General features: G+C 56.8%; 27 protein-coding genes and 1 pseudogene. 9 read left to right on the forward strand and 19 right to left on the reverse strand.

Features of this window, described 5'->3' with window-relative positions:
• The 3 genes and pseudogenes from DP107_RS18520 to DP107_RS18530 all read right to left on the reverse strand — a co-directional run.
• Window positions 1-715 (reverse strand): NAD(P)/FAD-dependent oxidoreductase (locus DP107_RS18520; protein ID WP_144263597.1); only part of this gene is annotated, 715 nt, incomplete at its 3' end.
• A gap of 124 nt (window positions 716-839) precedes the next feature.
• Window positions 840-1,412: pseudogene (locus DP107_RS18525) on the reverse strand (DsrE/DsrF/DrsH-like family protein).
• A 5-nt stretch (window positions 1,413-1,417) separates the two neighbouring features.
• Window positions 1,418-1,660 carry a sulfurtransferase TusA family protein gene (locus tag DP107_RS18530; protein WP_272949861.1) on the reverse strand — a complete coding sequence of 81 codons (243 nt, stop codon included), beginning with the start codon at window positions 1,658-1,660 and terminating at the stop codon, window positions 1,418-1,420.
• Between the two features lie 326 nt (window positions 1,661-1,986).
• Here DP107_RS18530 and DP107_RS18535 point away from each other — a divergent pair, with 326 nt between their 5' ends.
• Window positions 1,987-2,211 carry a hypothetical protein gene (locus tag DP107_RS18535; protein WP_144263579.1) on the forward strand — a complete coding sequence of 75 codons (225 nt, stop codon included), beginning with the start codon at window positions 1,987-1,989 and terminating at the stop codon, window positions 2,209-2,211.
• A gap of 338 nt (window positions 2,212-2,549) precedes the next feature.
• Here DP107_RS18535 and DP107_RS18540 read toward each other — a convergent pair whose 3' ends face one another.
• Window positions 2,550-2,816, reverse strand: a complete 267-nt coding sequence (locus tag DP107_RS18540; protein ID WP_144263580.1) for a sulfurtransferase — start codon at window positions 2,814-2,816, stop codon at window positions 2,550-2,552.
• A gap of 359 nt (window positions 2,817-3,175) precedes the next feature.
• Complete coding sequence (locus DP107_RS18545) at window positions 3,176-3,484, reverse strand: hypothetical protein (protein ID WP_238330954.1); 309 nt, start codon at window positions 3,482-3,484, stop codon at window positions 3,176-3,178.
• A 141-nt stretch (window positions 3,485-3,625) separates the two neighbouring features.
• Between DP107_RS18545 and DP107_RS21590 the strand changes: the two genes are divergently transcribed.
• From DP107_RS21590 to DP107_RS20955, 3 genes are read left to right on the forward strand one after another with little or no spacing between them, the layout of a single operon-like run.
• Window positions 3,626-3,862: a YgaP family membrane protein gene (locus tag DP107_RS21590; RefSeq protein ID WP_144263581.1), complete on the forward strand. Its 237-nt coding sequence runs from the start codon at window positions 3,626-3,628 to the stop codon at window positions 3,860-3,862.
• Window positions 3,859-4,272 (forward strand): DUF6069 family protein, encoded by a 414-nt coding sequence (locus DP107_RS20950; RefSeq protein WP_144263582.1) that lies wholly within the window; start codon window positions 3,859-3,861, stop codon window positions 4,270-4,272. Before DP107_RS21590 ends, DP107_RS20950 begins: the two co-directional genes overlap by 4 nt.
• A 35-nt stretch (window positions 4,273-4,307) precedes the next feature.
• Complete coding sequence (locus DP107_RS20955) at window positions 4,308-4,796, forward strand: hypothetical protein (RefSeq protein ID WP_144263583.1); 489 nt, start codon at window positions 4,308-4,310, stop codon at window positions 4,794-4,796.
• On the opposite strand, the gene DP107_RS18565 is transcribed toward DP107_RS20955, so the two are convergent.
• The 6 genes from DP107_RS18565 to DP107_RS20585 all read right to left on the reverse strand — a co-directional run bounded on the left by DP107_RS18565 (window position 4,781) and on the right by DP107_RS20585 (window position 9,107).
• Window positions 4,781-5,722, reverse strand: coding sequence for a hypothetical protein (locus DP107_RS18565; RefSeq protein WP_144263584.1), 942 nt, complete (start codon window positions 5,720-5,722; stop codon window positions 4,781-4,783). The genes DP107_RS20955 and DP107_RS18565 overlap by 16 nt on opposite strands.
• A gap of 839 nt (window positions 5,723-6,561) precedes the next feature.
• Entirely contained in the window at window positions 6,562-6,756 is a 195-nt protein-coding gene (locus DP107_RS18575) for a hypothetical protein (protein ID WP_144263586.1), read from the reverse strand.
• 202 nt (window positions 6,757-6,958) lie between these two features.
• Entirely contained in the window at window positions 6,959-7,486 is a 528-nt protein-coding gene (locus tag DP107_RS18580) for a hypothetical protein (RefSeq protein WP_144263587.1), read from the reverse strand.
• A gap of 69 nt (window positions 7,487-7,555) precedes the next feature.
• Window positions 7,556-8,044 carry a hypothetical protein gene (locus DP107_RS18585; RefSeq protein WP_144263588.1) on the reverse strand — a complete coding sequence of 163 codons (489 nt, stop codon included), beginning with the start codon at window positions 8,042-8,044 and terminating at the stop codon, window positions 7,556-7,558.
• A 46-nt stretch (window positions 8,045-8,090) separates the two neighbouring features.
• The gene (locus DP107_RS20580) at window positions 8,091-8,546 is read right to left on the reverse strand and encodes a PD-(D/E)XK nuclease family protein (protein ID WP_202877455.1); all 456 of its coding nucleotides are present in this window, start codon (window positions 8,544-8,546) and stop codon (window positions 8,091-8,093) included.
• Window positions 8,547-8,705: 159 nt separating this feature from the next.
• Window positions 8,706-9,107, reverse strand: a complete 402-nt coding sequence (locus tag DP107_RS20585) for a hypothetical protein (RefSeq protein WP_202877456.1) — start codon at window positions 9,105-9,107, stop codon at window positions 8,706-8,708.
• A gap of 445 nt (window positions 9,108-9,552) precedes the next feature.
• On the opposite strand from DP107_RS20585, the gene DP107_RS21730 reads away from it, so the two are divergent.
• Window positions 9,553-9,705, forward strand: a complete 153-nt coding sequence (locus tag DP107_RS21730; RefSeq protein ID WP_449405200.1) for a DUF7837 family putative zinc-binding protein — start codon at window positions 9,553-9,555, stop codon at window positions 9,703-9,705.
• 67 nt (window positions 9,706-9,772) lie between these two features.
• The gene (locus tag DP107_RS18595; RefSeq protein WP_185977402.1) at window positions 9,773-10,186 is read left to right on the forward strand and encodes a TRAM domain-containing protein; all 414 of its coding nucleotides are present in this window, start codon (window positions 9,773-9,775) and stop codon (window positions 10,184-10,186) included.
• Between the two features lie 21 nt (window positions 10,187-10,207).
• Here the strand turns inward: DP107_RS18595 and DP107_RS18600 are convergent, their stop codons facing one another.
• The 6 genes from DP107_RS18600 to DP107_RS18625 all read right to left on the reverse strand — a co-directional run bounded on the left by DP107_RS18600 (window position 10,208) and on the right by DP107_RS18625 (window position 15,457).
• Window positions 10,208-10,990, reverse strand: a complete 783-nt coding sequence (locus DP107_RS18600; RefSeq protein WP_238330955.1) for a DNA-binding protein — start codon at window positions 10,988-10,990, stop codon at window positions 10,208-10,210.
• A gap of 70 nt (window positions 10,991-11,060) precedes the next feature.
• Window positions 11,061-12,011, reverse strand: a complete 951-nt coding sequence (locus DP107_RS18605; protein ID WP_144263589.1) for a replication factor A — start codon at window positions 12,009-12,011, stop codon at window positions 11,061-11,063.
• Window positions 12,012-12,206: 195 nt separating this feature from the next.
• Entirely contained in the window at window positions 12,207-12,506 is a 300-nt protein-coding gene (locus tag DP107_RS20960; protein WP_144263590.1) for a hypothetical protein, read from the reverse strand.
• 55 nt (window positions 12,507-12,561) lie between these two features.
• Window positions 12,562-14,304: a hypothetical protein gene (locus tag DP107_RS18615; RefSeq protein ID WP_202877457.1), complete on the reverse strand. Its 1,743-nt coding sequence runs from the start codon at window positions 14,302-14,304 to the stop codon at window positions 12,562-12,564.
• A 154-nt stretch (window positions 14,305-14,458) separates the two neighbouring features.
• The gene (locus DP107_RS18620; RefSeq protein ID WP_144263591.1) at window positions 14,459-14,899 is read right to left on the reverse strand and encodes a hypothetical protein; all 441 of its coding nucleotides are present in this window, start codon (window positions 14,897-14,899) and stop codon (window positions 14,459-14,461) included.
• A 3-nt stretch (window positions 14,900-14,902) separates the two neighbouring features.
• Window positions 14,903-15,457: a DUF7342 family protein gene (locus DP107_RS18625; RefSeq protein WP_144263592.1), complete on the reverse strand. Its 555-nt coding sequence runs from the start codon at window positions 15,455-15,457 to the stop codon at window positions 14,903-14,905.
• A gap of 231 nt (window positions 15,458-15,688) precedes the next feature.
• On the opposite strand from DP107_RS18625, the gene DP107_RS18630 reads away from it, so the two are divergent.
• The 3 genes from DP107_RS18630 (at window position 15,689) to DP107_RS18640 (ending at window position 20,211) form a co-directional block, all read left to right on the forward strand.
• Window positions 15,689-16,930, forward strand: coding sequence for an RNA-guided endonuclease InsQ/TnpB family protein (locus tag DP107_RS18630; RefSeq protein ID WP_144263593.1), 1,242 nt, complete (start codon window positions 15,689-15,691; stop codon window positions 16,928-16,930).
• Between the two features lie 526 nt (window positions 16,931-17,456).
• Window positions 17,457-19,268, forward strand: a complete 1,812-nt coding sequence (locus tag DP107_RS18635) for a hypothetical protein (protein WP_144263594.1) — start codon at window positions 17,457-17,459, stop codon at window positions 19,266-19,268.
• 484 nt (window positions 19,269-19,752) lie between these two features.
• A complete protein-coding gene (locus tag DP107_RS18640; protein WP_202877458.1) occupies window positions 19,753-20,211 on the forward strand; it encodes a DUF555 domain-containing protein in 459 nt (152 codons plus the stop codon).
• 147 nt (window positions 20,212-20,358) lie between these two features.
• Here DP107_RS18640 and DP107_RS18645 read toward each other — a convergent pair whose 3' ends face one another.
• Both DP107_RS18645 and DP107_RS18650 read right to left on the reverse strand, forming a co-directional pair.
• A complete protein-coding gene (locus tag DP107_RS18645) occupies window positions 20,359-21,627 on the reverse strand; it encodes an RNA-guided endonuclease InsQ/TnpB family protein (RefSeq protein WP_144263595.1) in 1,269 nt (422 codons plus the stop codon).
• Between the two features lie 179 nt (window positions 21,628-21,806).
• A complete protein-coding gene (locus DP107_RS18650) occupies window positions 21,807-23,204 on the reverse strand; it encodes a Cdc6/Cdc18 family protein (RefSeq protein ID WP_144263596.1) in 1,398 nt (465 codons plus the stop codon).
• Window positions 23,205-24,025 lie beyond the last annotated feature (821 nt).

A 24,025-nucleotide genomic window follows, 5' to 3' on the forward strand; every position in this document is an offset into this window, starting at 1 on the left:
TGCGGCGATTCACGCCCGCCCTGAAGAGCGGGATTCTCTCGCCTAATGAAGATAGGCCGTCAATCGGGATTTCGCGCCCGTCGGTGGTGACGACAGTCTCGAGAATCTCCTCGCCCTCGAGACGGTCCAGTCGGTCGGTGACAACGGGGATATCCTCCTCCTCAACCCGGTCACGTAGTTCGTCGTCGGCCTCGAACAACGACCCATTGGTGAGGAGTTGCACATCGTCTGTGTAGTCGAGCAACATCAGCGCCTCCGTTGCCGCGTAATTGTCGGTCCCGACGACCGCGACCGTCTGGTCGCGATAGAAGAAGGCGTCACACTCGACACAGTAGGAGACGCCCTGGCCCTCGAACGGTTCGACGTTCGCGATGGCCGGCCGTTCGTAGGTGGCGCCTGTAGCGAGGATCACACCGTCGACGGTGTACTCATTGACCGTCGTCTCGACGAGATACTGTTCGCCCTCCGGGGCGATTCGGACGACCTCCTCCTCGACGATGTCGGCCCCGTACTTCTGGGCGTGTTCCTGCCCGACATCGACCAGTTCAGGACCAGTCACGCCCTCGGGGAAGCCGTAGATGTTTTTCATCGTGTCGACATCGCGGGTCGTCCCGCCACCGTCATCAAAGACCAGTGTTCGTTTGTCTGCACGAGCCGTATAGATTGCCGCACTCAGTCCCGTCGGTCCGCCACCAATGATAGCTACGCTTTTTATTGTGTATTGTACAATACACACTATTCTAACTTAGTCGTTATGCCTGCGCGGCGTTGGCGTCACGGACCGGGCGGCCCTGTCGCGTCGAAGCAGGGAGAGACACGAGAGAAGACCGCGGCGCGGCTCAGACAAGTAGCTGGATGTCCGCCTCAGCCATGTCCTGAATGGCGGTTGCGGCGCCGACGCCGGTCGTGACGCCGTTGTAGAAGTCGTCCTCGTCGTAATCCATCAGCTCGATAGTCATCTGACAGGCTTGGAACTCAACGCCCATGTCGAGCGATGTTTCGATGAGTTCCTCGATGGTCGCGGTCTCGTTGTCCGAAATACGCTTTTCTATCATCCGAGTGGTCATCCGGTCCATCCCAGGCAGTGCGCCCACCAGGTTCGGCATCGGCATATTGGGGTTGCCGACCGCCGACAGCTGGAGGTTCTTCGACCGTTCCTCGTGGAGAATGTCGAGTCCTCAACAGGTGTGGAACACCGTTACCCCGTACCCGAACGTGGCGGCGGTACTGACGAGGATCAGCGGCGAGTACGCCATGTCGAGCGTCCCTCTCGTCGCGATGATGGCCATCTTCTTAATGTCGTCTGCTGCTGTCGCCTCTGCGAGCGACTCCTCGGGATCGGCGACCCGCGCGGCCAATTCCGCACGCGAGGGAAGATCGCCATCGGAAGCGCTGGGGGTGTCGATACTCATCTCGCTCAATCCGTCTTGCGGACGTAGTGAGTGTAGATACCGTCGCCCTCCTCTTGAGCGAGTAGTTCTACGCCGTTCGTCTCGGACGCCCATCCGTCGATGTCGCTCATGCTTCTCAAGTCGATGGCGACCACTTTGAGGACCTCGCCGGGGGCGGGGTCGTCGATAGCACCCTTTGTCTTGACGACCGCCATCGGACACGATTCACTTTGTACGTCGAGCGTCAGCGGCCGGTGTCCGGCATACAACGTCGCCGACCTCGACACGACGGAGTAGGGACGTCACCGGACGCACGGTGACGCTTCTCGCGGTGTTCGACGCACATACGAGCCGAGAGGCCCTCTATGGGCGACTCGCGACAGGCCGCCAGTAGTAGCAGGTCAGCAGTTGGCGCGCCGGGAGAAGACACAGTCCGAGGCGCCGTTTCGGAGTTGATCGACATCGACGTATCGGGCGACGCGAGCGCGGTAGTGGCGGTACCGCGACACATACGCACGTCGGAGGGCGGGCTCTTCGGCAAACGGCTTGAGGGCGAACCACGAGACGATACCCACAGCGAGGAGGAGTGCTTATCATGAGCCGCGAGGACCGCGAGCCCGTCCACGGCCCCGGCGTGGTCGAGGACGGACGGGCTCCGCAAGATCCGGGTCCCTCTGTGTGGAACGAGAGTTGCAGGCCCAGAATCTCTTCGGAGTCGTCGAAGGGGTCTGCCGTCCAGACGTTCACCGCCGCCCCGCCGACTCCGATGAGACCGCCGACGGCGACCGTCACCGGAGTGACCGCGTACAGACTCCCGTGAGTCGTCGCGAGAAGCGCGAAGAACGACCCCGCCGTCCCCATGACGGCGAGCCAGTAGAGACCGAACTGCCCACCGAACTCTGTCGGTGGCCACGGGCTCGGGTCTTTGGAGAGCGCGACACGGAGGGTCGCGCCGACCTGGCCAACTGCTGCGAGTGCACCAATCGTGAGGAGTATCTCGCTCACATCAGATAGTATGGCTGGAAGTTAATATTGCCATTAAAGTACAAGACCATTTGGGGCCTGCACCCACGAGCAGAGTAGACGGTGTGGGCCTCATTGTAGCACGAGTCAGGTGCCGCGCTTGATGGGGACGCCGACCATGTTCCTCCACTCTGCCTACGACCCGTCGTAGTTGCGAACGTTCTCGTAGCCGAGCAGTTCGGTGAGGAAGATCCAAGTAACAGACGACCGCTCGCTGATGCGACAGCAGGTGACCACGTCGGCCTTGAGGCCGATGCCATGGGCAGCGTACAGGTCACGGAGCGCAGACGGTGATTTGAACCGGCGGTCGGATCGCATATTGTCCGCCCACAGAACGTTCACCACACCGGGAAGGTGGCCACCGCGCAGTGTAGCCTCGTTGTACCCCAGTGGCGCAGTTATCTCGCCAGAACAGACACAACTTCTCCGTCTCGCGGTACGATGTCGACACTACTACACCTACCATCTATACTGATTGACTAAATTCGTGGAAGTTTAAATACTCCACAAGAGTACCAGTCCGAGTGAGTATCGATAGTTCTCCCACAGATTCCGCAGGGTCAAGACACCGACCGACAGGAACGTGACTGACGGATTCCGATTCCGGATATCACTAATTTGTTGAAGCGCATTTGTCGTTGCCAACCGCTGGAGTGCGGGTGGAACACATGCTGACGAAACTTCTAGTCGAGACAGCTACCGATTCGGTCACAAGAGGACTCACGTGTTTTTCGACCCGTCATTTCCGCCAGCGCGACTTCTCAGGTGTCGCCGGACTCGGCAGTTTGGGTCGATTCGACGTCCGTCTCCGACGCATCTTGAAGCAGCAGATCGGTGCCGGCCGCGGCCATCGTCCCGACACCGATTGCACGCAGCCGTCTAAGATACGTCGGCTTCGCCTCGAGTTCGGAGCTGTTGTCGAAGTTCTTGCTAATTATTTTTCTTGCGAACCTAACACTGAACTGCGGGAAGAGCGCGGTCGCTAGTCCTTGCACGAACACGACTGTTGCGCCGAGAGCACGGCTTTTCTGATCATCGAACACAATTATAGCAATGTGTTCGCCGGTCATTAGTCTTGTGCCAATGTATAAATACTATATTGCCAGTTTCGTTCTGCGGTATTCTCAGCCGCTTACACGCAGTTAATATTGTATAGAATAACCTTTTTTGTGCAACGCTATACTTACAAAGCTGGAACACGAATAGGCTGTGTGAGCAGTAATATCAGCTCGACAGACCAGAAGCTTAGAGTGGCAGGCGGTGCCGTCACCGGAGCCCTCTCAGTCGCAGTTCTCGGAGGGGCTCCGCTTCCACCGATACTCTCGCCTGTGCTCGGAGTCATCGCACTGATTATGATTGCCACAGCAACAGTGGGGACCTGTCCCATCTATTCGGCGCTCGGGGTCAGCTCTCGCTCACGTGGTTCGCTTGGCTCCACTGAAAAATGAACGCGCACAGTCAGCGTTCCGCGAACACGCTGAGACTTCCAATACGAGCAGCGGGAGCCATAGGAATAGCGCTGGTGGTCAACCTTGCCCTCAGTTGGATCACGCTTCGGTTGGGACTCGTGGCGTCAACAGAGTTCTTCCGGTACCCGGCCGTCGTCGTCTGGACTATCATCGGAATGGGCGGAGCGACGCTTGTGTACGGAACGCTGACGCGACGTAGTGCGACTCCGGATCGAACGTTCGTTCGGATTGCAGCCGTCGTGCTGGTACTCTCATTCGCGCCCGACATTGGACTTGGACTGACAGTTGATGCCGTCACGGCAAGCGAAGCAATCGGCCTTATGGTGCTACACGTCCCGCCAGCAGTCGTCTCGGTTCTGGCATTACCGACAACGCCACTTGGCAGATAGACGGCTGGAGTCTCTGGTGCGAGGTCTCGGAGTCGATGGGCACTGTCGACGATGAGTCGACCGCTCCCGCACCCAGAGACATCACCGATAACGAGCGGGTCTTCGGATGTGGCTTCACGGATGTTGTTGGCGTCAGCAAAGTTCATCTGGGCCATCGCTCGGCTGACTGCACCGGGAGTGAAGTACTGGGCGAAGTGCTCACTGGTGAGGCCACAGTGCTCGTAGACGCCGCCAAGGACATCCTCATCTGTTTCCTCCATCGCGATGACAAGGCCCCCGAGAGCGTTGGCGTGCAGCGTCGCGAACTCTCGAACCGTCTCCTCGTCCCGACCATCATTTCGATACCGGTCGAGCGGTTTCTGATAGGCGTCTTCGTCGCCGGAGAAGCTGGCGACCGCCATACTGATCCAATCGGAGAAGACCTGATAAGGGGATGCGCCCGTCTGCTGACTGATGTCGTCGAGCGAGTCAGTGACGAGTTCGCGGTGTTCGGGTTCCAAGAGTGTCGTCATGGCGACGGGTGACCTCCCGTTGTTCGCGGCTGGTGAGAAACGGCGATCTCGGGACTAACGAATCGACGAGCGCGGTGAGGGACGTGGATACCCCGGGTGAGAGGGATGAATATTGAGTCGTGGTCGCCGCAGACGATGCTCGCGAGAAGTTCGTGTTTACACATCACGCGGAAGGGAGCGGATTGCTTGTACGGGCACGAACAGGTGAGGGCGTCCCCCCACGGGATGAATGGGTACTGGCTCCCGCTGTCGTATTCTCCGACAAGGACGGGTGCGGGGAGTTCGATACCGTAGTCAGCGAGGGGCACTGGTTCGTCGGTGTTCGCGTGTGAAAGCGCAGATTCGCGGAGGACGTACGCCGAGTCGAGATCGCGTTCTCGGGAGACCGCGTCGGGGTCGGTGTCGTCGTTGACGAGGACCATCCCCACGAAGGCGTTGTGCTCGAGGAGGCTGTTGGCGTCGGGGGTGGGTCCGATGCACTTCTCGATCAGCGACCCATAGGACGACTTCTTGAGGATCTGGCGGAGATTCGCGCCGGGGATGAGTTCCTGATACCACTTCTCCCGGTCCTTACGCACCTCACGGACGGCTTCGTGAGGGTCGGATTGCTCACTAGCTTCGCGGATACGTGCGGCAAGGTAGGCAGGTGCGTCGACCAGAACAGTGTCATCATCGGCATATTCGTAAAATGCCTCCTCTTCACGAATCCGCACGTCACACGAGGCCTCAGCGTGATTGAGACCCACGGGCTTCTGTTTTACCCCTCGCCAGGGATGGGTTACGGGAGTCTCGGCCTTGTACGACCAGGGATTGTAGTCTCCGAGGAGCTGGTCGTGACGAATAGCCCCGCCGAACATGAAATCAAGGCGAATCTGGTGCTCGATGGGTTCGATGTTCGGTGGATCGCGGTCAACATTGTAGTCGTAATCACGGTCCATGTGTGCGAGTGCGCCTGGTGGCAACGCCAGATGGGGCACACTGTCGTTAGCTGAGTGGATGGTTCGACAGGACATGATTGACGAAGGACGGAGTGCTGAAATCGGTTGTCTGCTGGACGCCCCGCTACCGATACGGGGGGCAACAAACTGGCTCGGAAGACGTCCTATGCAACGAACCGAGCATCGTCGTAGCGTAGGGTAATATCATCGTGATTCGCAGAAGTTCTCATGCATTCTAACATAACAGATTCTCAACTAAATGAAATCACGTTGACCGATATAGAGGGTGAATTCAGTAGAATAACCCCACGTGAGTTGGAGTATCGGTAGTAATCTAACAATCGGCCTCACTACTGTAAATTCAAAAATCGATATTATATTACCCAATGATGTACTCCGGAGCGAGGAAAATAATGACGAGAAGACAGACAAATATGAGGATGGCTGTGAGACGCAATAGACCAGCCGCCCGTCGTCGAGTTTTCGGAAGAGATTCAGCAATTCCGGACAGCGCAGTTCCGACGACAAAAAATAGTACCCACGGGACTCCTCCAGCCTCGCCGACACTCCAACCATAGAGGAATATACACAAGAAGACGAGCGACGCGCCAAACTGGACAAGTGAGTTGGGGCGACCTTGTGGCTCGTTAAACAGAACGTCGCTGACATAGGAGGTCATAGTCGATATATCTACTAAAGATACAAAATAATAACTTAATGTGATCCCAGTGGAACATGATCCCCTGTGCTACGCGATTCCACCGCAGGAACCAGGAGGTATATACTGCGAGATTCGCGCTCTGTATCTTGTACGCCAGTCTTGTCACAAGTTGAGGGTTTCAACCGTAGTGCTTGATCTCGGTGCCGAGCAGGACGCGATGAGTGTCCGAATCGAGGACGCGCAGCTGGCGTTCGTAGCCATCGTCAGCGTGGGGGCCGGCGAGGGCGAGGACGAACCAGCCCGAGTCGGGTGAGCCTCGCGTGGCTTCAAGAACACGGTAAACGCGGCCGGTGTCCTCGTCGAGGAAGAACACAGCCGGCGGGTTCTCGCGGTCGATGTCGTGGGCTTTCGAGATCGTGTGGAGAACGCACTCGCCATCGAATTGATCGCGAAGATCAGCGAACGTATCGGGAGCAGTGTCCGTGTCGATCTTTGTTCTGTTCGCGTTCGGGTCTGTATCTGCGTCTCTATTGGGGGAACGGTTCATAGGTCGGGGGGTTGCACAGTTCCGGCGGTTATTCTGGTGGCCGGTGCGTGGATTCGAGGATTCCGAGGACGTTTGGGTCGTGCTGGTCGTGGAAGGCGTCAAGGACGTCCTGCTGCCACTGGAAGTGACCAGGATCGCCGAGTTGCTTGACGCCGAGGCCCTGCGTACGGGCGAAGTGTTCGAGGTCGATACAGCGGATAGAGGAGACATCACCACCCTCGCCAGGTGGGACGTCGGCGGCTTCGGGAAGCGGAGTCTCAATCCAGGCGTCGAAACACGCGTCGTTCGAGGACGTGACTAAGACACCGACGGTCGCCCCAGCAAAGAGTTCGGTGGTTATTCGACCGAGATTCTGATAGACCCCAGCGGGGATCGCGAGGAGGTTGCGCTCGTGGTCGGTGGTGGCGTCAGTTCGGATCTCTCGGGGATGGCCCCGGACGAGCCACTGTTCGTCGTCGTTGAGCCACGCACCCCGGGTGAGGCGTTCGATGGCAGCGTCGAGGTGGTCGTGCGTGCGGTACGTGAGATAGCCGGAGATGCGTGCGTAGAAGCTCATGGTGATTGGGAGACCGGAAATGAAAGCGAGTTGGTGCGAGTGTCGTGAGGAACGTTTCGAGACGACTGCTTATCCCAACTGGACGTATTCAATCTCACCCTCGGTGTCGACCGTGAACTGGAAGCCGACGAGGGGGAACCGACATTTCTCGTGGCCGACCGTCTGGACGACAAAGGGCTCGGTGAGGAACGACGAGAGTCTGCGAAGGAACTCTTCAGCGTGCTTGCCGGCGTAGTCCCAGAGGAGGTCCTCGGTTTCGGCGTCGATGACGGCCTTGCGTTCGTCTTCATGGAGATCGTCGCCGAGGTCCTCGAGAACGGCCTCACGAACAGTCGGTCGGTGCGCCGGAGAGAACGAGGCGTATCCATAAAGCATGAGCTGCGGCGGGTCTGCCTCCCCGGAATCAGGGTTGCGTTCTGGATTCCCGATCTTCACGGTGATGTCGTCGAATGAGCCCGTTCCGATGAGCCACTCGTCGAGAAATTCGCGAAGTTCATCGACCCGTTCGGGATCGACGGTCGGTGCGTTCGATGCGGTAATGTGTTGGAGTGTGGCCATTTGGTACGATCCCTCCACCGTCTCACGGGGGATACAAACCGTGCGACTAGATCGCGAGTGTCTCGTTGTCACAGACCCAGCAGCCGCACGGGGCGAAAGGAATATCATCTGCCTTGGTGGGGACACCGGCTTTTGCAGAGTCGCGGATGGTCTTCGCTTTCTCCACCAAGTGGTCAAAGCGTTCCTGGTCAAATTCGAAATAGTTGTCTTCGGGCCACGTCCGAACCTCAAGGTCTTTCTTGCTCACGTAGACCACCTGGCCGCACTGAGCGTCGAGAGCGTCCATATACACAAGCAGTTGGTCGATATGGCGCTGAGTTGGCGGACTGAATTTGTACCAACCATGCCGTGATTTCACGTCCAACACAGCCCCGGAGATTGGGTCATAGCAGTCGGCCCGACCGACGAATTCGATGCCATCGATTGCAGTATTGATCGGGATCTCGAACTTGCAGTGGGGAAGTCGCGACCCCAGTTGTTCTTCGATGAATTCGTGGATCATCGTCCCGATGCGAAACGTCCCGAGTGCGTCGGTATTGTCCTTGAGACCGAACTTCGCGAGGTAGGCCTGCCGCTCGCAGTAACCGATTTGTGAGGCGTGGATGACCGACGGTTCGTACTCGGTATGGCTCTCGAGGTTCTCAAGTTCGACGAGCGCCTCCTAGAGTTCGCCCGCGAAATCGATGGGTTCAGGAGCTGGCCTCTCGGTGTCAGTGCCTGACTTTCCAGTCCCCGAGGTCTGGTCGGGGTCGAATCCGAGAGTTTCGGGTGAGGCGATGTCGCGAAGCGTCTCTTCGAGACACTGTCGGGCTTCCTGAGCGAGACGAGCTCGAGGTTCCGTACTCATCTCATCGAAGGCGAGACCGGTCTGGGTATCGACTCGGGTGATCTCCCACGCATTCAGCGAGTGGTCGGCGATGATGGTTCGTGCAGTCTCGCCGTATCCCAAGGCACGAAGCGTACCCTCGTACTCGGGGATGATGCCATCGAGGAAGGCGTAGTAATCGGATTCTGTGCTGATGTTGGACGATGCACCTGGTGGCTGGTGAGAGTTGATTGCCATGGTCGTCTAATGAGAAACACTCGCGATTGCTCACGAGCCGCTCGCCCCGTTGGGCGGCACAAAAACTCACCAATACCTGTGGAGAGATACGGGCGGTCTATTTTATCACGGTTGAGAAATTATCACCGACTAAGGATTCAACGGAGCTGTCTATTCTGGAATTTCGTACCAGCAGAATTCGACCGCGCCGCACTCGGGACAGGTTTCCGTCTCGGGAGAAACCGTCTTCCCACATTGACGGCACTCAACTACAATCGTCGGCCCGCCATCGCCGAGTAGTTGAGTGAGTGCTGTCCGAATGCCCATCGCCGGGAATCGGATTGCGAGTGAGTTAGTATTGGCGACTAGGCTCACTGCAGGCGGGATTTCAGACAAAGCTTACACCAGAAGATAGCTCTACAGTCGATTGGAAGGGAAATTGTCACACGCTCCCTTCCTTCCCCTGATGAGCAACGATACTCCGGAACTTGGGCAATGCCCGGAGTGTGATCAGGACATTTCTGCCGCACACGTATTGGTTGAATATGAGAAAGACGACGGAACGACTGGTATCTGGGCAGAGTGTCCCATCTGCGACGATGTCGTGAGTCCCGAATGATTTCAGAGCAGCGGCACGACAGCAGAGTCAAGTATTCTGCTCTATTACGCTGCCAAGAGGCCGATTAATGAAAATATCTGAAGAACTCGAATGTCTGTTTTCAGCTGCAATTGAGGAACAGGACGGCTCGTATGTGATCGATGTTCCAGAGCGCGAACTACAACTTGGTGACCTCCAGGAAGGAGAAACATACCGCGTCGCACTCGTGTCTTCCCCGACACAAAGCGAGCCAGAACAGGTTGAAACGAGATCACAGCCCCAGCGTGAGCCACCGGAACCACCAGTCGAGGAAGGCGAAACTCGAGAAGTCGAGATTGAGGATATCGGCGAACAGGGCGATGGCATCACTCGAGTCGAACGTGGCTTCGTCGTGATCGTCCCCGATACGAAAGAGAGTGAGCGAGTCAAAATTGAGATTACCGATGTACGGCAAAACGTCGCTTTCGCCGAGGTAGTCGAACGGTTGAGTTACTACGAGTGAACGGGGTGTTCCGACCGAGGCTTAGTCCTCTAGTTCGGCGTTCGCGACGGCGGCGGCAACTTCGGACTCATCGAACGCCTCTTCCTCGGGGGCCCCGTCTTCGTCCAAGGTGGCGTCGTCGCCTTCGTGCTGATTCTCGACCGTGTTCTCACTCTCGGATCCGTCCGAGCGGTGGTCCACGCCCAACCCCAGGTCCTCGCGGGCGTCGGCGACGGCCTCCCGGTAGGTATCGAGATCGAGGCTGTCCCCGTACTGCTTGCGGCTCATCGCGACGAACTCGCTGTCGCTACCAGGGAAGGCGTCGAGTCGGGCTTCGGTGCGCTCGATGGTCTCGGCCACCCATCGGTCACGGGTTTCGTCATCGACGCGAGTGATGGACTCCGGACGAAGTGAAACATAGGTCTCACCTTCGCTCTCGAACGTGGATGGCTTCGCGGTCACGGCGACGTACGCCGGGGGCTCGAGGCTGGAGAGGAACGCGGCGGCCTGGGGCTGGTACTCCCCAGCGTAGACGAACATCGTGCCCGTTGGGTCGACCACGCGAGCCTGCAAATATTCATCCTCGTTCCCGACGTCGTTGACTTCGGTGACTGTGCCGACGAGGAAGTAGCGATTTGCGACTTCTCCTGACGGGAGCAGTGCGAAGTTCGGGGCTCGTTCCTCGTCAGACTGCTTGAAGACGTGGGTAGCGTCGTTGATTTCGGCGGCGAAGGCACGCTTCGCTACTTGGCGACCTTGCCGGTCGCTGTCGTTGTTCTCGGTATCGGTGCTGCTGGATGTTGATTCTGGGTTGGATTCGCTCATAAGGTGCTGAGTGACGGTTGTGAAGTCGAAAATCGGGCTACTGGAGTCGCGTACTTTGCCGAGATCGGCGTTACCCGAGTTGTTCGGCCTCGTTCACGAGCAGATATCGACCGACGATGGGGCCTTCCACCGAGTAGTATCGGCCCACGAGCGCGTCGATAAGGGCGTCCTCGACGACGCTGGTATCAAGGGCGTCCATCGCCATCTCCTTGGCCTCTTCGAGCGTGATGCCCCCGATGGCCTCGGTCGCTTCGCGATCGAAGATGGCGTACTGAACGGTCTCGCCGTCGTCGAAGACTGCCTTGATGCGAAGGTCGAACTCTCCTTCGACATCGCCGTGTTCGGAGCAGCGGCCGTTCTGAAGGACGCGTGTGCAGTCCTCGTCGGGACACCGCTTGATGAGTCCCGACCCGGACTGGATTGCGACCATCGGTGCAGAGAGTTGGACATCTTCGACGTCGGCTCCAACGTCGATATCGCCGTCGACAGCTTCGATGTTCGAGCGCGAGTTGAGGTTGATGCTGTATCGCCCCTTGTACTCGCTGGTGATGACGTTCGAGAGTTTGTAGACGCGACCCTCCTCGAGAGTCAGGAGTTCGGCCTTGGCCCACTTGGTGAACTTGAGTCGACCGCTCTCGTCACCGATCAGGCCGACCTGGTCGATGCTGTCGTGGGTGGGCTCCCAGAGTTCGACGACTTTCACCGTCACGTCCACCCACTGTTCGTCCTGGTCGACAGAGGCGAGAGTGATGTCGCCGGCGCTCTGGCCGGGGAACTCGAGGTCATCGTATTCGAGGCCGAACACGTCGCGATAGTGGCTGACAGCGGCGCGGCGGGCCTCGTCGAGCGGAACCTTGTACTGGTTGGTCATCTGGTCGAGACGACTCGCGACTTCCTCTGCGCTGGGAAGGTCGCCATCAAGGTCGTCTGGGAACTGTTCGAGGATGCCGTTTGCAGCCTCCGAAAGGTCTGCGTCGGAGACAGTTACGGTCGATTCTGCGGGTGTTGCGTTGCTTGACATTTCTGGAAGTGCCGTGATTGCTATCGCTGATTCGAGTGGTTCGACTGGGCGAACGAGACTGGATAAAAAAAGAGAGTCGTGTGGGAGTACCGGAGGTTGAGCTGCTAGAGGAGCACACGGCGGGCTTCTCTCGTCCTCCGATTCCCCTCACCCCCTTGGGGGAACCAAAACAGGGGGATGGTTGCCGACCGCGGGTCACCGGGCAGCTTCGAGGCTGATGGTTTCCTCGGCGCCGACCCAGCCGCCGACGTTCCCCTTCTCGATAAACGCCCAGGTGCCGTCGATAAGCCTGACGAACCGCGTTCCAGGAAGGGGGCCGGGCCCCGGCGGGTTCGGATTGAACTCGTTTCCATCGTCGGTGACGGGTCGGCTGGGATCTTCGCCGTCGACGATGTCAAGATGGAAGTCGACATCGTCGTCGCCGGTGAGTTCCTCGTTCGTGGGTGGTTGACTGTGACAGTTCGTCGGATCGTGGTCTGAATTGTTGCTTGACATGGGTCTATCTGGATGATAAGACTGGATGCGCGGAGTGCGGTGCTGCCTCTGCCGACTAGCTATCTTCGCGCCACCGCTGGCCACAACTCACACATGAGAGGAGTCTCGTCGGTGGTTCGTCGATGGACCGGAGTTGGACGAGACGATATTGCGCTCGATCATGAGCACACTCTGGACACCGGCACGTCGTCGTTGGAAGTCCAAGACCCGGCCTGTCGTCGCTCGCCACGGCAGTCTCCGAGGTGTCGGGGGTTGCAACGCCAATGAGTACGCTCTCGTTCGTGTCGTCCGCTATCTCCGTCTCTACCTCTCCCTCCTTGTCGTCATCAAGGGCGGTTCCAAAAAGGTCGAGGTCACGGATAAGCGCCCAGAGACGACGCTTACCCTGGGGAACGGGAGTGACGGGAACAGGCGTGGATTCGGGGCAGCCCGTCGAGACGACCTCCCGGATGGCCGCGCCGATCTCGTCCTCTTCGGCGTCAAGGTCAACGATAATGGAGATAACGTTCGCTTGTTCGCGCCACCAAGTTGGGAGTGGTATCTTGCTATCGTCCTCGTCGAATATCTCGGTGGCTTTGAGCCATTCGAGGGCGTCCAGCTTCTCGCCCTTCTCTTGGCCGAGTCTGTCGACGGGAGCATGCACGGGACGGGAGACTTCTTCGACGCCGGGAGCGCCCAAGGGGGGAATCGTACACGCGCTGTGCACTTGGAAGGGCTGTTCGATGCCCTGTTCGCGGTGACGCTTGGCGTATTTCTCCCAGTCGACGTTCGGGATGTCGCCTCTGGGGGCGGGGCCGTCGCCACGCTCGAGAACTTCGATATGCGTCTCGGAGTCAGCGGCGAGAGTGGCCTGTCCCTGGTACTTCCCGACTTTCCCGGCACGAATCCGAACGAGATCGCCTTCGTGGAGGATGACACCCTGTTGAGAGCGTGTCCACACGGTGAATTTGATGGTATCGCCGGCGTCGTCTTTGATGAGGCCGACCTGCTGTTGGCTCCCTGATTTGGGTTGCCAGAGGGTCGTGACTTCGCCCTGGATGTCAGCCTCGACGTTGTACTTCGAGGGGATAATCGGCACGGACGAGATAGGTTGGATGACGCTCGCCTCCTGATAGAGCTGGTCCAACGTGTTGGACTGAGCGGTGAAGACATCCTGACCGCTCCGGACTTTGCGTGCGAGCAGGTGTCGGAGTACTTCGTCACCGGGGCCGGTGATAAGGTGGTCTTCGATTCGAGCAGCGGCCTCGCGGACAGCCTCAGCCTCGTTGTCGTCGATATCTTCGAATGCGTTGTTGCGGATGATTCCCTCCCCGAGGACGCGCTCGTTGCGCTTGGACTGGCGTTCCTCGCGCTCTTCGACGAGCTCCTTACGGCATCGTGTCTCGCGGTCGATGCCGACCACGTGGGCAGCCAAGGCCTTCTCGCGCTGGCGTTTGCGTTCCTCACGGAGTCCGTGCAGGCGTTCCTGGGCTTCGAGTGGGAGTCCAGTGAGGTCCTCGTCGGCGAGGTCGATAGGATCGACGTCGCGACCTTCGGTAGTGCGAAGGCTCGCACCGATCCAGTATGCGTCGAGTTCGTAGTTTCCATTTCCTTCGATTTCGAGGCCGAACTCGTCGTATTCGGGCTCACGACGGGCAGCCATCATGAGCTCGCCAGCGTTCTCGAGGCGGATGCCGAGGCAGTCGCTTTCGAGGTGCGGTGACTCGTAGAGGCCGCGCATGGTGAGTTCGTCGAACCGGTCGTCCTGTTCGACGTCGCCGTTCGTGAGCTGGTCGTCTCCGTTGTGGTAGTACGTCATCTGGTAGTCACTCCATCTGGGTGAGCTCTGAGGCGGTCTGAACCGGCAGCGGCGCTGCTGGCGACCCTCTCTCACTCCCTCAACCCCATTTGGGGTCCAAAACTGAGCGCGTGCTAGCCGATCGCATCTGTACTAAGTAATCGCGAACATCAAGTCAGCCCAGGAGGGGCAGGACGTCCGAAAAGAGGTGGTCGATGATTTCCCACAGTCGGAGCGACGGCGTTTCATGCTCAAACGAGAAGAGTTGATAATCAGTCTCGCCCTCGTCGGTGTACTGGAAGTGCGCGGGGCCGAGATCGGGGTGGTCTTCGTCCTGATGCCAGCCAGCATGGAAGCCCGTGTTCGGGTCGCTGTAGTTGACGCGGAACCAGTCATCGGGAGTCTGGCGATACCAAGTGATGGTTAGTGTCGGCGATTCTGGGCCTGTCTCGATATCGAGGCGGTTGGGATCGAACGTCGCTCGGAGTTGCTCTGCTTTCGCCCGGTCAGGGAGGAACTCAACGCGACTAATTTCGGGCACACGGTCAAGGACGTCTCGTTTGAGTTGATAGTACAGGTTCGCGTTGGGATCGCCGCCGAGATGTGGGACCCCCATGGACTAATCGCTGGCCTCTACAAACGCCGCACTGGAGCTCAGGAAGTCCCACTCGCGAATGGCGAATCTGACAATCTCGAGCCGGCCTTTGAGGTGTTCCCAGGTTCGAGCGATGTCTCGGCGTTCAGCTTCTTCGTCGGAATTGAGGTCAGCATCGGCGATAGTCGCTCGAAGTTCGTTCGGAGAGGAGACATCGTACGTTGATTTCCACTCTTGGATCTGGGTTTTTACCTCGCTGAGGCGGTCGGTTAATTCTTCAACGGAGCCTGCGTCGTCACAGAGCGCCATCGCCTCGCGCATTGCCTGATGACGATAGTCGGGGCAGTAGGTCGTATGCTGACCGTCGTCATCACGACGAATGACGCCATTATCGACAAGGCGTTCAAGTACGCGTTTGGTTGGTTCGTAGGACCAGTCGGCTTCGGAGGCGATCCAGTTCGCAGTACGCGGTTCGGTTAGCTGACGGGCGACCATCCGGACGCGATCTTCGCCTGTAGTCCGCTGGGTCACGAGCGGTGGAGACTGGTCTCCGTCACTGGAGGCGTCGTCGCGGGTCATACCTATAGATTCGTATTGGAGCTTAATATAGGTTGAGTGTTGTTCGTTCTATATCGAAGGGAATTCCACTGGTAATCGGAGGCCATTCCTTTCGAAGGGTGTGGGCGCACCCAATCAATTCCGGGAACGGCGAGGAATTTTATCGGCTGTCAAGGCGAATACCCCGGGGATGAAGTCGACAACCCGTAACGCAAACCATTAAATGAACACATTGTTAATCAACAGACAGCGATGGAATACAGTCACCGCTACCACGCCTACCCGACACAAGAGGTAGCGGAGCGACTGGAACACCATCTGAATGTTCATCGCCAACTCTACAACCACGTCCGCTGGGAGTACGAGAACAGCTCAGAGGACGACAAACCATCCGAGTACGACCAGAACAACAAACTCCCCGAGTGGAAGCGCAAATGGCCGGTGTTCGGTGAACTACACTCAAAAGCCGCACAAGCCACCGTCGCACGCTTCTACCGCAACCTCTCTAACCTTCGCAGAAAGAAAGAGAAAGGATACAACGTTGGTCGGCTCAAGCGACAATCACCTCCCGAGTATCGGAGCGTGACGTACAACCAGTCTGGTTTCGACCTCGATGAAAAGAGGGATCGCGACAGGTTTGCATACGTCCGCTTCAGCAAGATTGGGTGGGTGAAAATTCGTTATCACCGCCAGATTCCCGACCACGCCACAATCAAAGAAGTCACGTTCAAGAAAGAGACAACAGGCGAGTGGTTCGTCTCCTTCGGCCTCGAAACGGACGACGCCACCCTCCCCGAGAAGTCCGACGTAGACTCGCTTGACGCGAGCAACAGCGTCGGGATCGACCTCGGCATCCAGAACTACATCCACACGTCTGACGGGAAGACTGTGGACTGGCTCGACCTCGAAGACGAATACGAGCGTCTCCGCCGCGAGCAACGGAAGTTGTCGCGGAAAGAGAAGGGGTCAAACAACTACGAGAAGCAACGCCGGGAAGTGGCGAAGATAAAGCGTCACATTCGGCGGAAGGTGCTGGACTACCAGCACAAAATCACGACGTGGCTTGTCCGCGAGTACGACGCCGTGTTCGTTGAGGACTTGAACGTGAAGGGAATGCTCGAACAACCGCACAACGCTCGGAACAAGCAGGATGCGGCATGGCGACAGTTCATCACGCTGCTCGAATACAAAGCCGACCTGTATGGCTGTCACGTTGTGCAGGTCGAAGCGGCAGGAACGACGAAAGAGTGCGCTCGGTGTGGCGTGGAGACAGCGAAACCCATCTGGGTCAGAGAACACTCTTGCCCGGCGTGCGGATTTGAGACGGACAGAGATGCGAACGCAGCGATGAACGTGTTGCAGAGAGGCTTTGCTGAGTTAGGGCTGGGATGGCCCGAATCTACGCCTGTGGAGACTGCGCTCCCTACGGATACCGATGATTTTCGAGAGGTGTCTGCAAAGCGCGTCATCGAAGCAGGAAGCCTCGGGGCTTGACCCCGAGGCAATTCACCGAGCAGCGATGTCTGGAGAAAGTGCTTAGATCAATACCTGGGAGTGTGCACCCGGTCAGTGTTCGCCCGCGTTCGCTGAGGGCAGTCGATAAGCGTGAAACGGCGGGATTTCAGCGGGATACGCCCGGAGAGAGAATTGTGCTACGAACTGGGTTGCCGGTAGCCGATACGATTATATCTATACCCAGAGTAGGTAGGGGCGAGCCTTGAACGGCTCAACATGACAACTTAGGAAAGGCGACCATCGTCTTTCCACTTCCACACTTCCTGAGCGATAGCGCCGCCAAATAACGGTCTGCGAATGCGGAATGTAAGTCGATGCACACCGTGAGCGGCTGTTTCACGCTGCGGGGCGCATGCGGCCTAGTCGGTTGCTCTGTTGCAGAGGGGCGGTGTTTCGGGGGTCTTCCGCAGAGAACCGCAATACTGCGCGGGGATAGGCGCGATACAGTTATAGACAGTTCGAGCGTCTATGCGAATGGAAGGCACGGTTGCTTTCCTAAGTTGTCATGAGTGGAAACACCGACAGTGTCCACCTCTCTGAGGCTGGTCACGAGAAGAACGGTAGAACCGAAATCGAATATGAGAACCCGACCCACATTGCCCGTCGCTACGATGGGTGGTTCGACGATCTCCGCTCCCTCGATCGCGAGGAACGCCGTCGCTTGGACGGTAACGTGGAGTCGCCGACTATCCGCTGGCACGCTGGCCTCGATGAGCCCGAGCGTCGCCCCACCGTGGACATCGTGGCGTCGAAACACTCACCCACCGAGTTCACAGCTGGCCCCGAACACGAGTTTGAGGCTGACGAGCTCGAGAGCGAGAGTTCCGATGATTACTACGGCTGGTACAACGACCAACCGATGGTCCCATCCCGTAGTGACGAGCGGAGGGCTGAGATGAACGCGAGAGGCCGTCCGGCTGACGCGATCACTGAACCCGACGCTCTCTCGACTGGCGAGTACATCTACATGGGCCACGACCGCCTAACCGACCCAACTGGCGATCAGTTGACGGGCACAGCGTCTGGTCTTGAAGAGTACATCCCCACGAGTTCGTCTACTGCCCCCGTACAGTTGGGACAGAAGCTCGAATCTGTCGAGACCCTCGACCCGGACACTCAACGGCTTCGTGAGCTGAAGATCATCCCCAACGATGAACAGACGCCTCGCGAATCAGAAGGTGTCACGACGTCCGAATTAGAAGTGCTGCTTCCCTATGGCGAAGTTGCCTCCCTTCGGAGCGTCGTGCCGAACCCCGAGGACTACTCTCGGTCGTCGATAACCGGAATCGAATTCCGCCTCGCGTTGGATGAAGAGCTCAAGCGGAGCTCTCATGGTATCGACGAAAACGGTCACATGACAGGTGTGGCTGCTCTCTTGAATCAACACACAGACATCCTTGCTCGTTTCCGCACGGAACACGATCGCACGCTTCCTGAGCGACGGGATCGAAACCGGCGGAGCTTCGAACAACGGTTCAAACAGCAGATCTACGACCGAGCTGCTCCGTTGCGCGAGCTGGGTAAGGAAGATCCCGATCTTCGTGAAGAAATTCTTGCCGAGACACGCAGACTGCTTGACGGGAATGTACTGCACGAAATTCGGAAACCACCGGTCACTGTCGCTTCCCAACTTGCACGCCGTGTGCAGGCTGGGACGGACATCACGACCGCGTTCCTTTCGCTTGTCGAAGAGGAGCAGACCGACCCGAGAAACGTCATCAGGATCAACGCGATTTTGAAGGCGAATCTCGCGTCCTCGAAAGGCTATGTCACGACACAGGGCGTCGTGAAGAAAATCTACTATCCACCAGTTCCTAGCCTGAAGTTTGCTATGATCCTAAAGGATGGTAACCGCCGCGAGGATGAGGTCCGCGTTTCCGTCTGGGAGTCCAGCGAATACGAAGAGACTGCGTCAACGGCTGACCCCAATGATGTCGATGGCGAAGTCCTAATCTCGAAGAAGACCTTCATCGAACCGAACGAGGGCGACACTGTGCGTCTGGTGGATTTCAAGCTTCCACGCAAGAGATCCAAGCAGACGTATCAAGGTCAACCGAAGCTCGATTCACGATGGGCATCTGAAATCGAGATTGTCGAACGCGCTCCTGTCAAGTCATCCGATCAGACGTCGACGACTGCCAGACCACAACATGTTGGTCGTTCGTTGAGTCCGTCTGATGATGGTGAACCAGTTCCCCGGAGTGAGGCTGCGAATTTCGACGGTGAAGTCTGTGTCTCCTGGCCCGAGCCAGTGATGATTGCTGACTTTATCGCCGATGAGCTCACCCGCATTGCCCAGACTGGTGATACTGCATGAGTACACGCGTAGTGCGTACTCCTCGGTATGGATTCGATGACGGAATACCGTCTCCGTACTGTCACCCCGAAATGTAACGAACCCTAACAACCACCCGAGTTCCCAGACGAACTCAGAAAACTAATCCTTCCTTTTCACAGACCACAGAGCGAGCGGTCTTGATATCGAAGTGGAATGTGGGGGATGTGACGGATGTGACGGATGTGAGGCTACAGTAAATGTGAACGGCAAATCATCTTATAACGTGACAGCGTTGGGTGCGGTACGGTTGCGAACCGGGATGTTTAGTCATCCCGGCCGCTGACGCGACCGGTCGAAACACCCTCCAACAACACGGAATTGGCTCGGCTCGACCCTCGTTGTGTCATTGACGTGGGCGGATCGAGCGGATTCTCCCTCCACCGATGACACCGAGACCTCCATCGACAGCGAATAGGAGACGGCGATACACAGTTGATGCCCGCGTAACTGGTCGGCGATCGCGATGACGAGCTGGCGCAGCGACGACGAGATGAGTATCGATGAGCAGTGGTACGAAATTCAGTTGTCGGTCCCGTGGGTCGTCGCCGGCGCGAAGAGCGTCCAAGACGCAATCAACATCGCAGTTGCGGAAGTCGGTACGCGAACAAAGTCAACAGAAGCCCGGTCGTCGGAGATCCTCGTCCAAGATGTCGTCTGTCCCTCCTGTGGGTATGAAATGGAGGCGGCGCTCTGTACGACGGATTTTGCGCTGGTCGTACTGACTGTTATCGTCGAGATGTTGGCAGAGTCTCACGAGGAGAGCGAGCGTGTCGCGAAGCGCGAGTTGGGCGTCCGCATGAAGGACATCCCACTCACGGTATTGGAAGCGAGGCCGGTCGGCGAGGCGGATGAAAAGCCAGAAATGAACTTCGCGGATCTTGGTCGCGACGTCCAATCCAGAAACGAAACAAAGCAAACGTGAGTTTAAGCGGGGTCAACCCGAAGGATTAGCATAAAATATTCCCGAGAAGAACATTATGCGTGAATAATACATTCTATATGGTTTTTACTGTAAATAGATCCTACCGGTTCATCATACTTCCAGACGACTACAGTGAACTACCCCTGCCTACTCAGCCGCTGGCGCGGCTTCCTTGAGGCAGGGGCTTCCTGTTTCAACGACGCGACTTGCAGATACTGACCGTGTATCCACAGCAGTCGCAGTCTCCGCAGGCGTATCTTTGGAGTGAACCACTCCTAGTCGTTCAAAACCACGTTTCTGGACGTTCAACGCCGCGTTCCAATCACGGTTGAGTTCAAAGCCACACGACGGGCACGAATGCTCTCGCACCCACAGCGGTTTTCGTGTTTCCACGCCACATTCAGCGCATTCCTTGGTCGTCCCACGTGCTTCCACCTCGACGACGTGACAGCCGTGTTTGTCGCCGTGGTGTTTGAGGATAGTGATGAAGTCACGCCACCCGACCTCGGCTTTGTTCCGGGCGTTCTGTGGGCCTTCCAGCATGGTTTTTACGTTCAAGTCTTCGACGAACACGGCGTCGTACTCGGTGGCGTAGAAGTGCGCGAGTTTGTGCTTGTAATCGTGCTTTTTGTTCGACATCTGGGCGTGAACTCTGGCGACGCGCCGCCGCTGTTTCACCCAGTTGTTCGAGCCGCGCTCTTTCCGGGAGAGCGACCGTTGCTCGCGTTCAAGGCACACGCGGTCAGCCGATAAGTCGAGGCGGCCAACCGAGCAGCCGTCTGAATCGTGGATGAAGTTGAGGACGCCGAGGTCGATGCTCACCGTGTCTTCGGCGTCGATGTCTTCTGGCTTGGGTTTCTTGGGGTGGTCGGTGCTGATACAGAAGGATGCGTACCACGCCCCCGTCGGCTCTTTCTTGAGCGTGACCTCTTTGATGGAGTCGTGGTCGGGGAGGTTGCGGTGGAGTCGGACTGGAATCTTGCGGGTTTCACCTTTGAGTTTCTTCAGAATTAGTACGGCTCGGTTGTCGGGGCCACTCTTCGTGTCGAGTTTGAAGCCTGATTGCCGGTAGGTGAAACTTCGGTATTCACGTGGTTTCTTCCAGTTCAACGACCCCACGTTGTACCCATTATCTTTCAACTTCCCGAGGTTGTTGATGTTAGTGCGGATGCGTTCAACGGCTTTCTGTAAGACCGTGGAGTAGACTTTGTTCAGGTCTGACCACCAGTCTTTCAGCGCAGGGAGCGTGTCGCGCACACTCCAGACGCGTTGGCGGAGCGTGCCAGCGTCCTCGGGGATTTTGTTGAATTCGCGGAGTGCGTGGTTGTAGACTTGCCGCACGGTGTCTCGCTGCCAGTCCATCGCCTCGCGTTGCTCTTCGGTGGGGAAGAGTCTGTAGCGAGGACTGTATTCCATGCGACGTGACTCTTGCTACGACTTATCAATAGTTAAGTATTCTGACTGAAGTCGTTTGCAACTCGTGCGGGCGCTGTATCCCGCCCTACTCGCTCGACTTCGCCTCGCTCCTTGAGGAGGGGGGCTTAGCGCCCTCACTTTCAGCTAAATTCTTTTATCATAACCTCAAAACGGTCTAATCAGGCGAACCGTTTCAGCGAGGATTTAGAGATTTCTCTAAATCGAGTATCCTCCATTACAATATCAAGGATAGTCTCAGGATTGTGGAGTAGCCGATGAGAGTTATGGCGGCCGCCGCCTTTTCCCATATTTACCTCTTTAGTTTCAATTACCTGACTGAGTTGCATCTCATCGAGGATATCCCGGAACCGCCGTATCCCGATCGTGTCCATATCTATTGCGTTAGTGATCTGCTGGTACGCATCATATAGTTCACCTGTGATAACATAATCGTCGCGCGAGCAGAGCGACTTGGCAGAGATTGAGAGGCATGCGGCTTTCATTTGAGTTGGGGTTCCCTGGAGGAAGTCGCGGAATCGATCCTTTTCAAGTGTGTCCTGAGCGCTTCGCACATGATCTTCTCCAACAACGTCTGATCCCTCGCGATCAGCAAGCTCTCCCGCTGTCCTGAATAATCGCATTGCCTTTCGCGCATCTCCGTGTTCCTGTGCTGAGAAAGCCGCAGCAAGAGGAATAACGTCATCGGTTAGGACTCCATCACGGAAGGCGTCATCACGGCCTCGAAGAATTTCTTGAATTTGATTTGCGTTGTATGGGTCGAAATTGAGTTCTTGGGTCTGGAAGGCACTCTTCGTGCGTGGGTTTAGCTCGTCGAAGAAATTGATTTGATTGCTTATTGCGATAATTCCAATTTGGCACGACGTATCATTCGATTCGACAGCCTTCGCGAGACTCATCAAAACGTGGTCGCTCTTGAGAAGGTCGACTTCGTCGAGAATGATGATAGCCGAATCATAGTGATCGAGAATCTGCCAGAGGCGTTTGTAGAACTTGTCTTTCGGTAGCCCGGTATCGGGCATTTTCACGATGTCTTCATCCTCGTCATAGATATCCTCGTCGTTCAGCTGTTGCCCGATTGTCGAGATGACTTGAACTTCAGTTGAGGATTTCGAACAGTCTAGATACGTATGACCTATTCGGATATCCTCAACAGATGCATTGACAGCGCGACGAGTGACGTATCGGGAGACAAGAGATTTTCCCGTTCCTGTTTTCCCGGTAATTGAGATATGATTTGGGGCACCACCATAGACAGCGTCGTTCAGACAGCTGCTGATAGTGGAAATATAACCGTCACGTCCGACAATTCGATCGCCATCAGGTACCCAACCGACACGGACCATCTCCTTATTTTGGAAAATTCCCTTCCGTTGAGAAAAGAGCGGGTCGTCAACTTTGAATTGTGTACCGTCCCCGTCGCTTGATGGCGGTTTTCCATTCTCGTCTGGACCCCCCTTCGGTTCCGATGTTTGGACGCGAGATCGGTCGTCTTGACCGTCTGAAGACGCAGATTCCAAATCTCGACTTTCATCGGAAGTCGAGGTCCCGTTTGACATAGAGGCATCGACGAAACCTGATTACTTAAATGTATTCCCACCTCGACTTCCGACGTAAATCTACCACCGAAGAGAATATAGTGGAAGGACTACCTCGGTCTCCGAACAACCACAGACCCCCAACACACACACCCCTTCGGTTCCGTCGTTACCGATGAACGTGTACCCCTCACAGGAAGCATAGGTACGATCACGGTCCAGAGGATAGAACGCGCCTCTACGGCGTTTCTCTGCGTTTCAATCTGTTACCGAATTTCGTCTCGAACAAATCAGTCGCTCCGCTTCTTCATATCTAGTACTTCGTCGTGCGGAGTTATTTTAGCTGTATTAGGATAAAGCTATGGGTAAACTAACTCAAATTTTACATATTTTTATCGTGAGATAGGATACGGATCACCTCTAATATTTTCAGTCTAGTTACCTGCTTTCGTGGCCGCTAACGTCGGAACCGGTGGGGTGTGTCTGATCATCCTATCCTCGATCTGGGCGGTCACCAATTCATCTAACGCCGGAACCGAAGGGGTGTGGGTCAACCATCGTGGGCTGGTAGAGTCTCCCGAGTATAACTCTCGTCTCTAACTTTCATATTCCATTTGTGGGATGCCGAATTATTCACTCTCAACGAGAGTTCTGAGGTGGTCTCCACCTGTCTTTTCATCTTATTTGTCCCGCTCTAATACTAAGAGAGTAGATTCACATGCTAACGTCGGAAATGGTGCGGTATCTCATCTTGATCTCTGGTGAGCTAATACGATCTATCCTTCATTTACACATAATCAAGGAGAACGCCCACGAGTTTACTCGTGGGATGAATCCAACAG

Origin of the sequence: Haloglomus irregulare, from assembly GCF_007421925.1 — an archaeon.
Taxonomy (GTDB): domain Archaea; phylum Halobacteriota; class Halobacteria; order Halobacteriales; family Haloarculaceae; genus Haloglomus; species Haloglomus irregulare.

What these genes read in the sequence shown, in the direction of transcription:
- DP107_RS18535 (WP_144263579.1), top strand. Translation starts at nt 1,987, where the DNA reads ATGAGCCGCGAGGACCGCGAGCCCGTCCACGGCCCCGGCGTGGTCGAG.
- DP107_RS18545 (WP_238330954.1), bottom strand. Translation starts at nt 3,484, where the DNA reads ATGACCGGCGAACACATTGCTATAATTGTGTTCGATGATCAGAAAAGC.
- DP107_RS20950 (WP_144263582.1), top strand. Translation starts at nt 3,859, where the DNA reads ATGAACGCGCACAGTCAGCGTTCCGCGAACACGCTGAGACTTCCAATA.
- DP107_RS20955 (WP_144263583.1), top strand. Translation starts at nt 4,308, where the DNA reads ATGGGCACTGTCGACGATGAGTCGACCGCTCCCGCACCCAGAGACATC.
- DP107_RS18565 (WP_144263584.1), bottom strand. Translation starts at nt 5,722, where the DNA reads ATGGACCGTGATTACGACTACAATGTTGACCGCGATCCACCGAACATC.
- DP107_RS18580 (WP_144263587.1), bottom strand. Translation starts at nt 7,486, where the DNA reads ATGAGCTTCTACGCACGCATCTCCGGCTATCTCACGTACCGCACGCAC.
- DP107_RS18585 (WP_144263588.1), bottom strand. Translation starts at nt 8,044, where the DNA reads ATGGCCACACTCCAACACATTACCGCATCGAACGCACCGACCGTCGAT.
- DP107_RS20580 (WP_202877455.1), bottom strand. Translation starts at nt 8,546, where the DNA reads ATGATCCACGAATTCATCGAAGAACAACTGGGGTCGCGACTTCCCCAC.
- DP107_RS20585 (WP_202877456.1), bottom strand. Translation starts at nt 9,107, where the DNA reads ATGGCAATCAACTCTCACCAGCCACCAGGTGCATCGTCCAACATCAGC.
- DP107_RS21730 (WP_449405200.1), top strand. Translation starts at nt 9,553, where the DNA reads ATGAGCAACGATACTCCGGAACTTGGGCAATGCCCGGAGTGTGATCAG.
- DP107_RS18595 (WP_185977402.1), top strand. Translation starts at nt 9,773, where the DNA reads ATGAAAATATCTGAAGAACTCGAATGTCTGTTTTCAGCTGCAATTGAG.
- DP107_RS18600 (WP_238330955.1), bottom strand. Translation starts at nt 10,990, where the DNA reads ATGAGCGAATCCAACCCAGAATCAACATCCAGCAGCACCGATACCGAG.
- DP107_RS18605 (WP_144263589.1), bottom strand. Translation starts at nt 12,011, where the DNA reads ATGTCAAGCAACGCAACACCCGCAGAATCGACCGTAACTGTCTCCGAC.
- DP107_RS20960 (WP_144263590.1), bottom strand. Translation starts at nt 12,506, where the DNA reads ATGTCAAGCAACAATTCAGACCACGATCCGACGAACTGTCACAGTCAA.
- DP107_RS18615 (WP_202877457.1), bottom strand. Translation starts at nt 14,304, where the DNA reads ATGACGTACTACCACAACGGAGACGACCAGCTCACGAACGGCGACGTC.
- DP107_RS18620 (WP_144263591.1), bottom strand. Translation starts at nt 14,899, where the DNA reads ATGGGGGTCCCACATCTCGGCGGCGATCCCAACGCGAACCTGTACTAT.
- DP107_RS18625 (WP_144263592.1), bottom strand. Translation starts at nt 15,457, where the DNA reads ATGACCCGCGACGACGCCTCCAGTGACGGAGACCAGTCTCCACCGCTC.
- DP107_RS18630 (WP_144263593.1), top strand. Translation starts at nt 15,689, where the DNA reads ATGGAATACAGTCACCGCTACCACGCCTACCCGACACAAGAGGTAGCG.
- DP107_RS18635 (WP_144263594.1), top strand. Translation starts at nt 17,457, where the DNA reads ATGAGTGGAAACACCGACAGTGTCCACCTCTCTGAGGCTGGTCACGAG.
- DP107_RS18640 (WP_202877458.1), top strand. Translation starts at nt 19,753, where the DNA reads ATGACGAGCTGGCGCAGCGACGACGAGATGAGTATCGATGAGCAGTGG.
- DP107_RS18645 (WP_144263595.1), bottom strand. Translation starts at nt 21,627, where the DNA reads ATGGAATACAGTCCTCGCTACAGACTCTTCCCCACCGAAGAGCAACGC.
- DP107_RS18650 (WP_144263596.1), bottom strand. Translation starts at nt 23,204, where the DNA reads ATGTCAAACGGGACCTCGACTTCCGATGAAAGTCGAGATTTGGAATCT.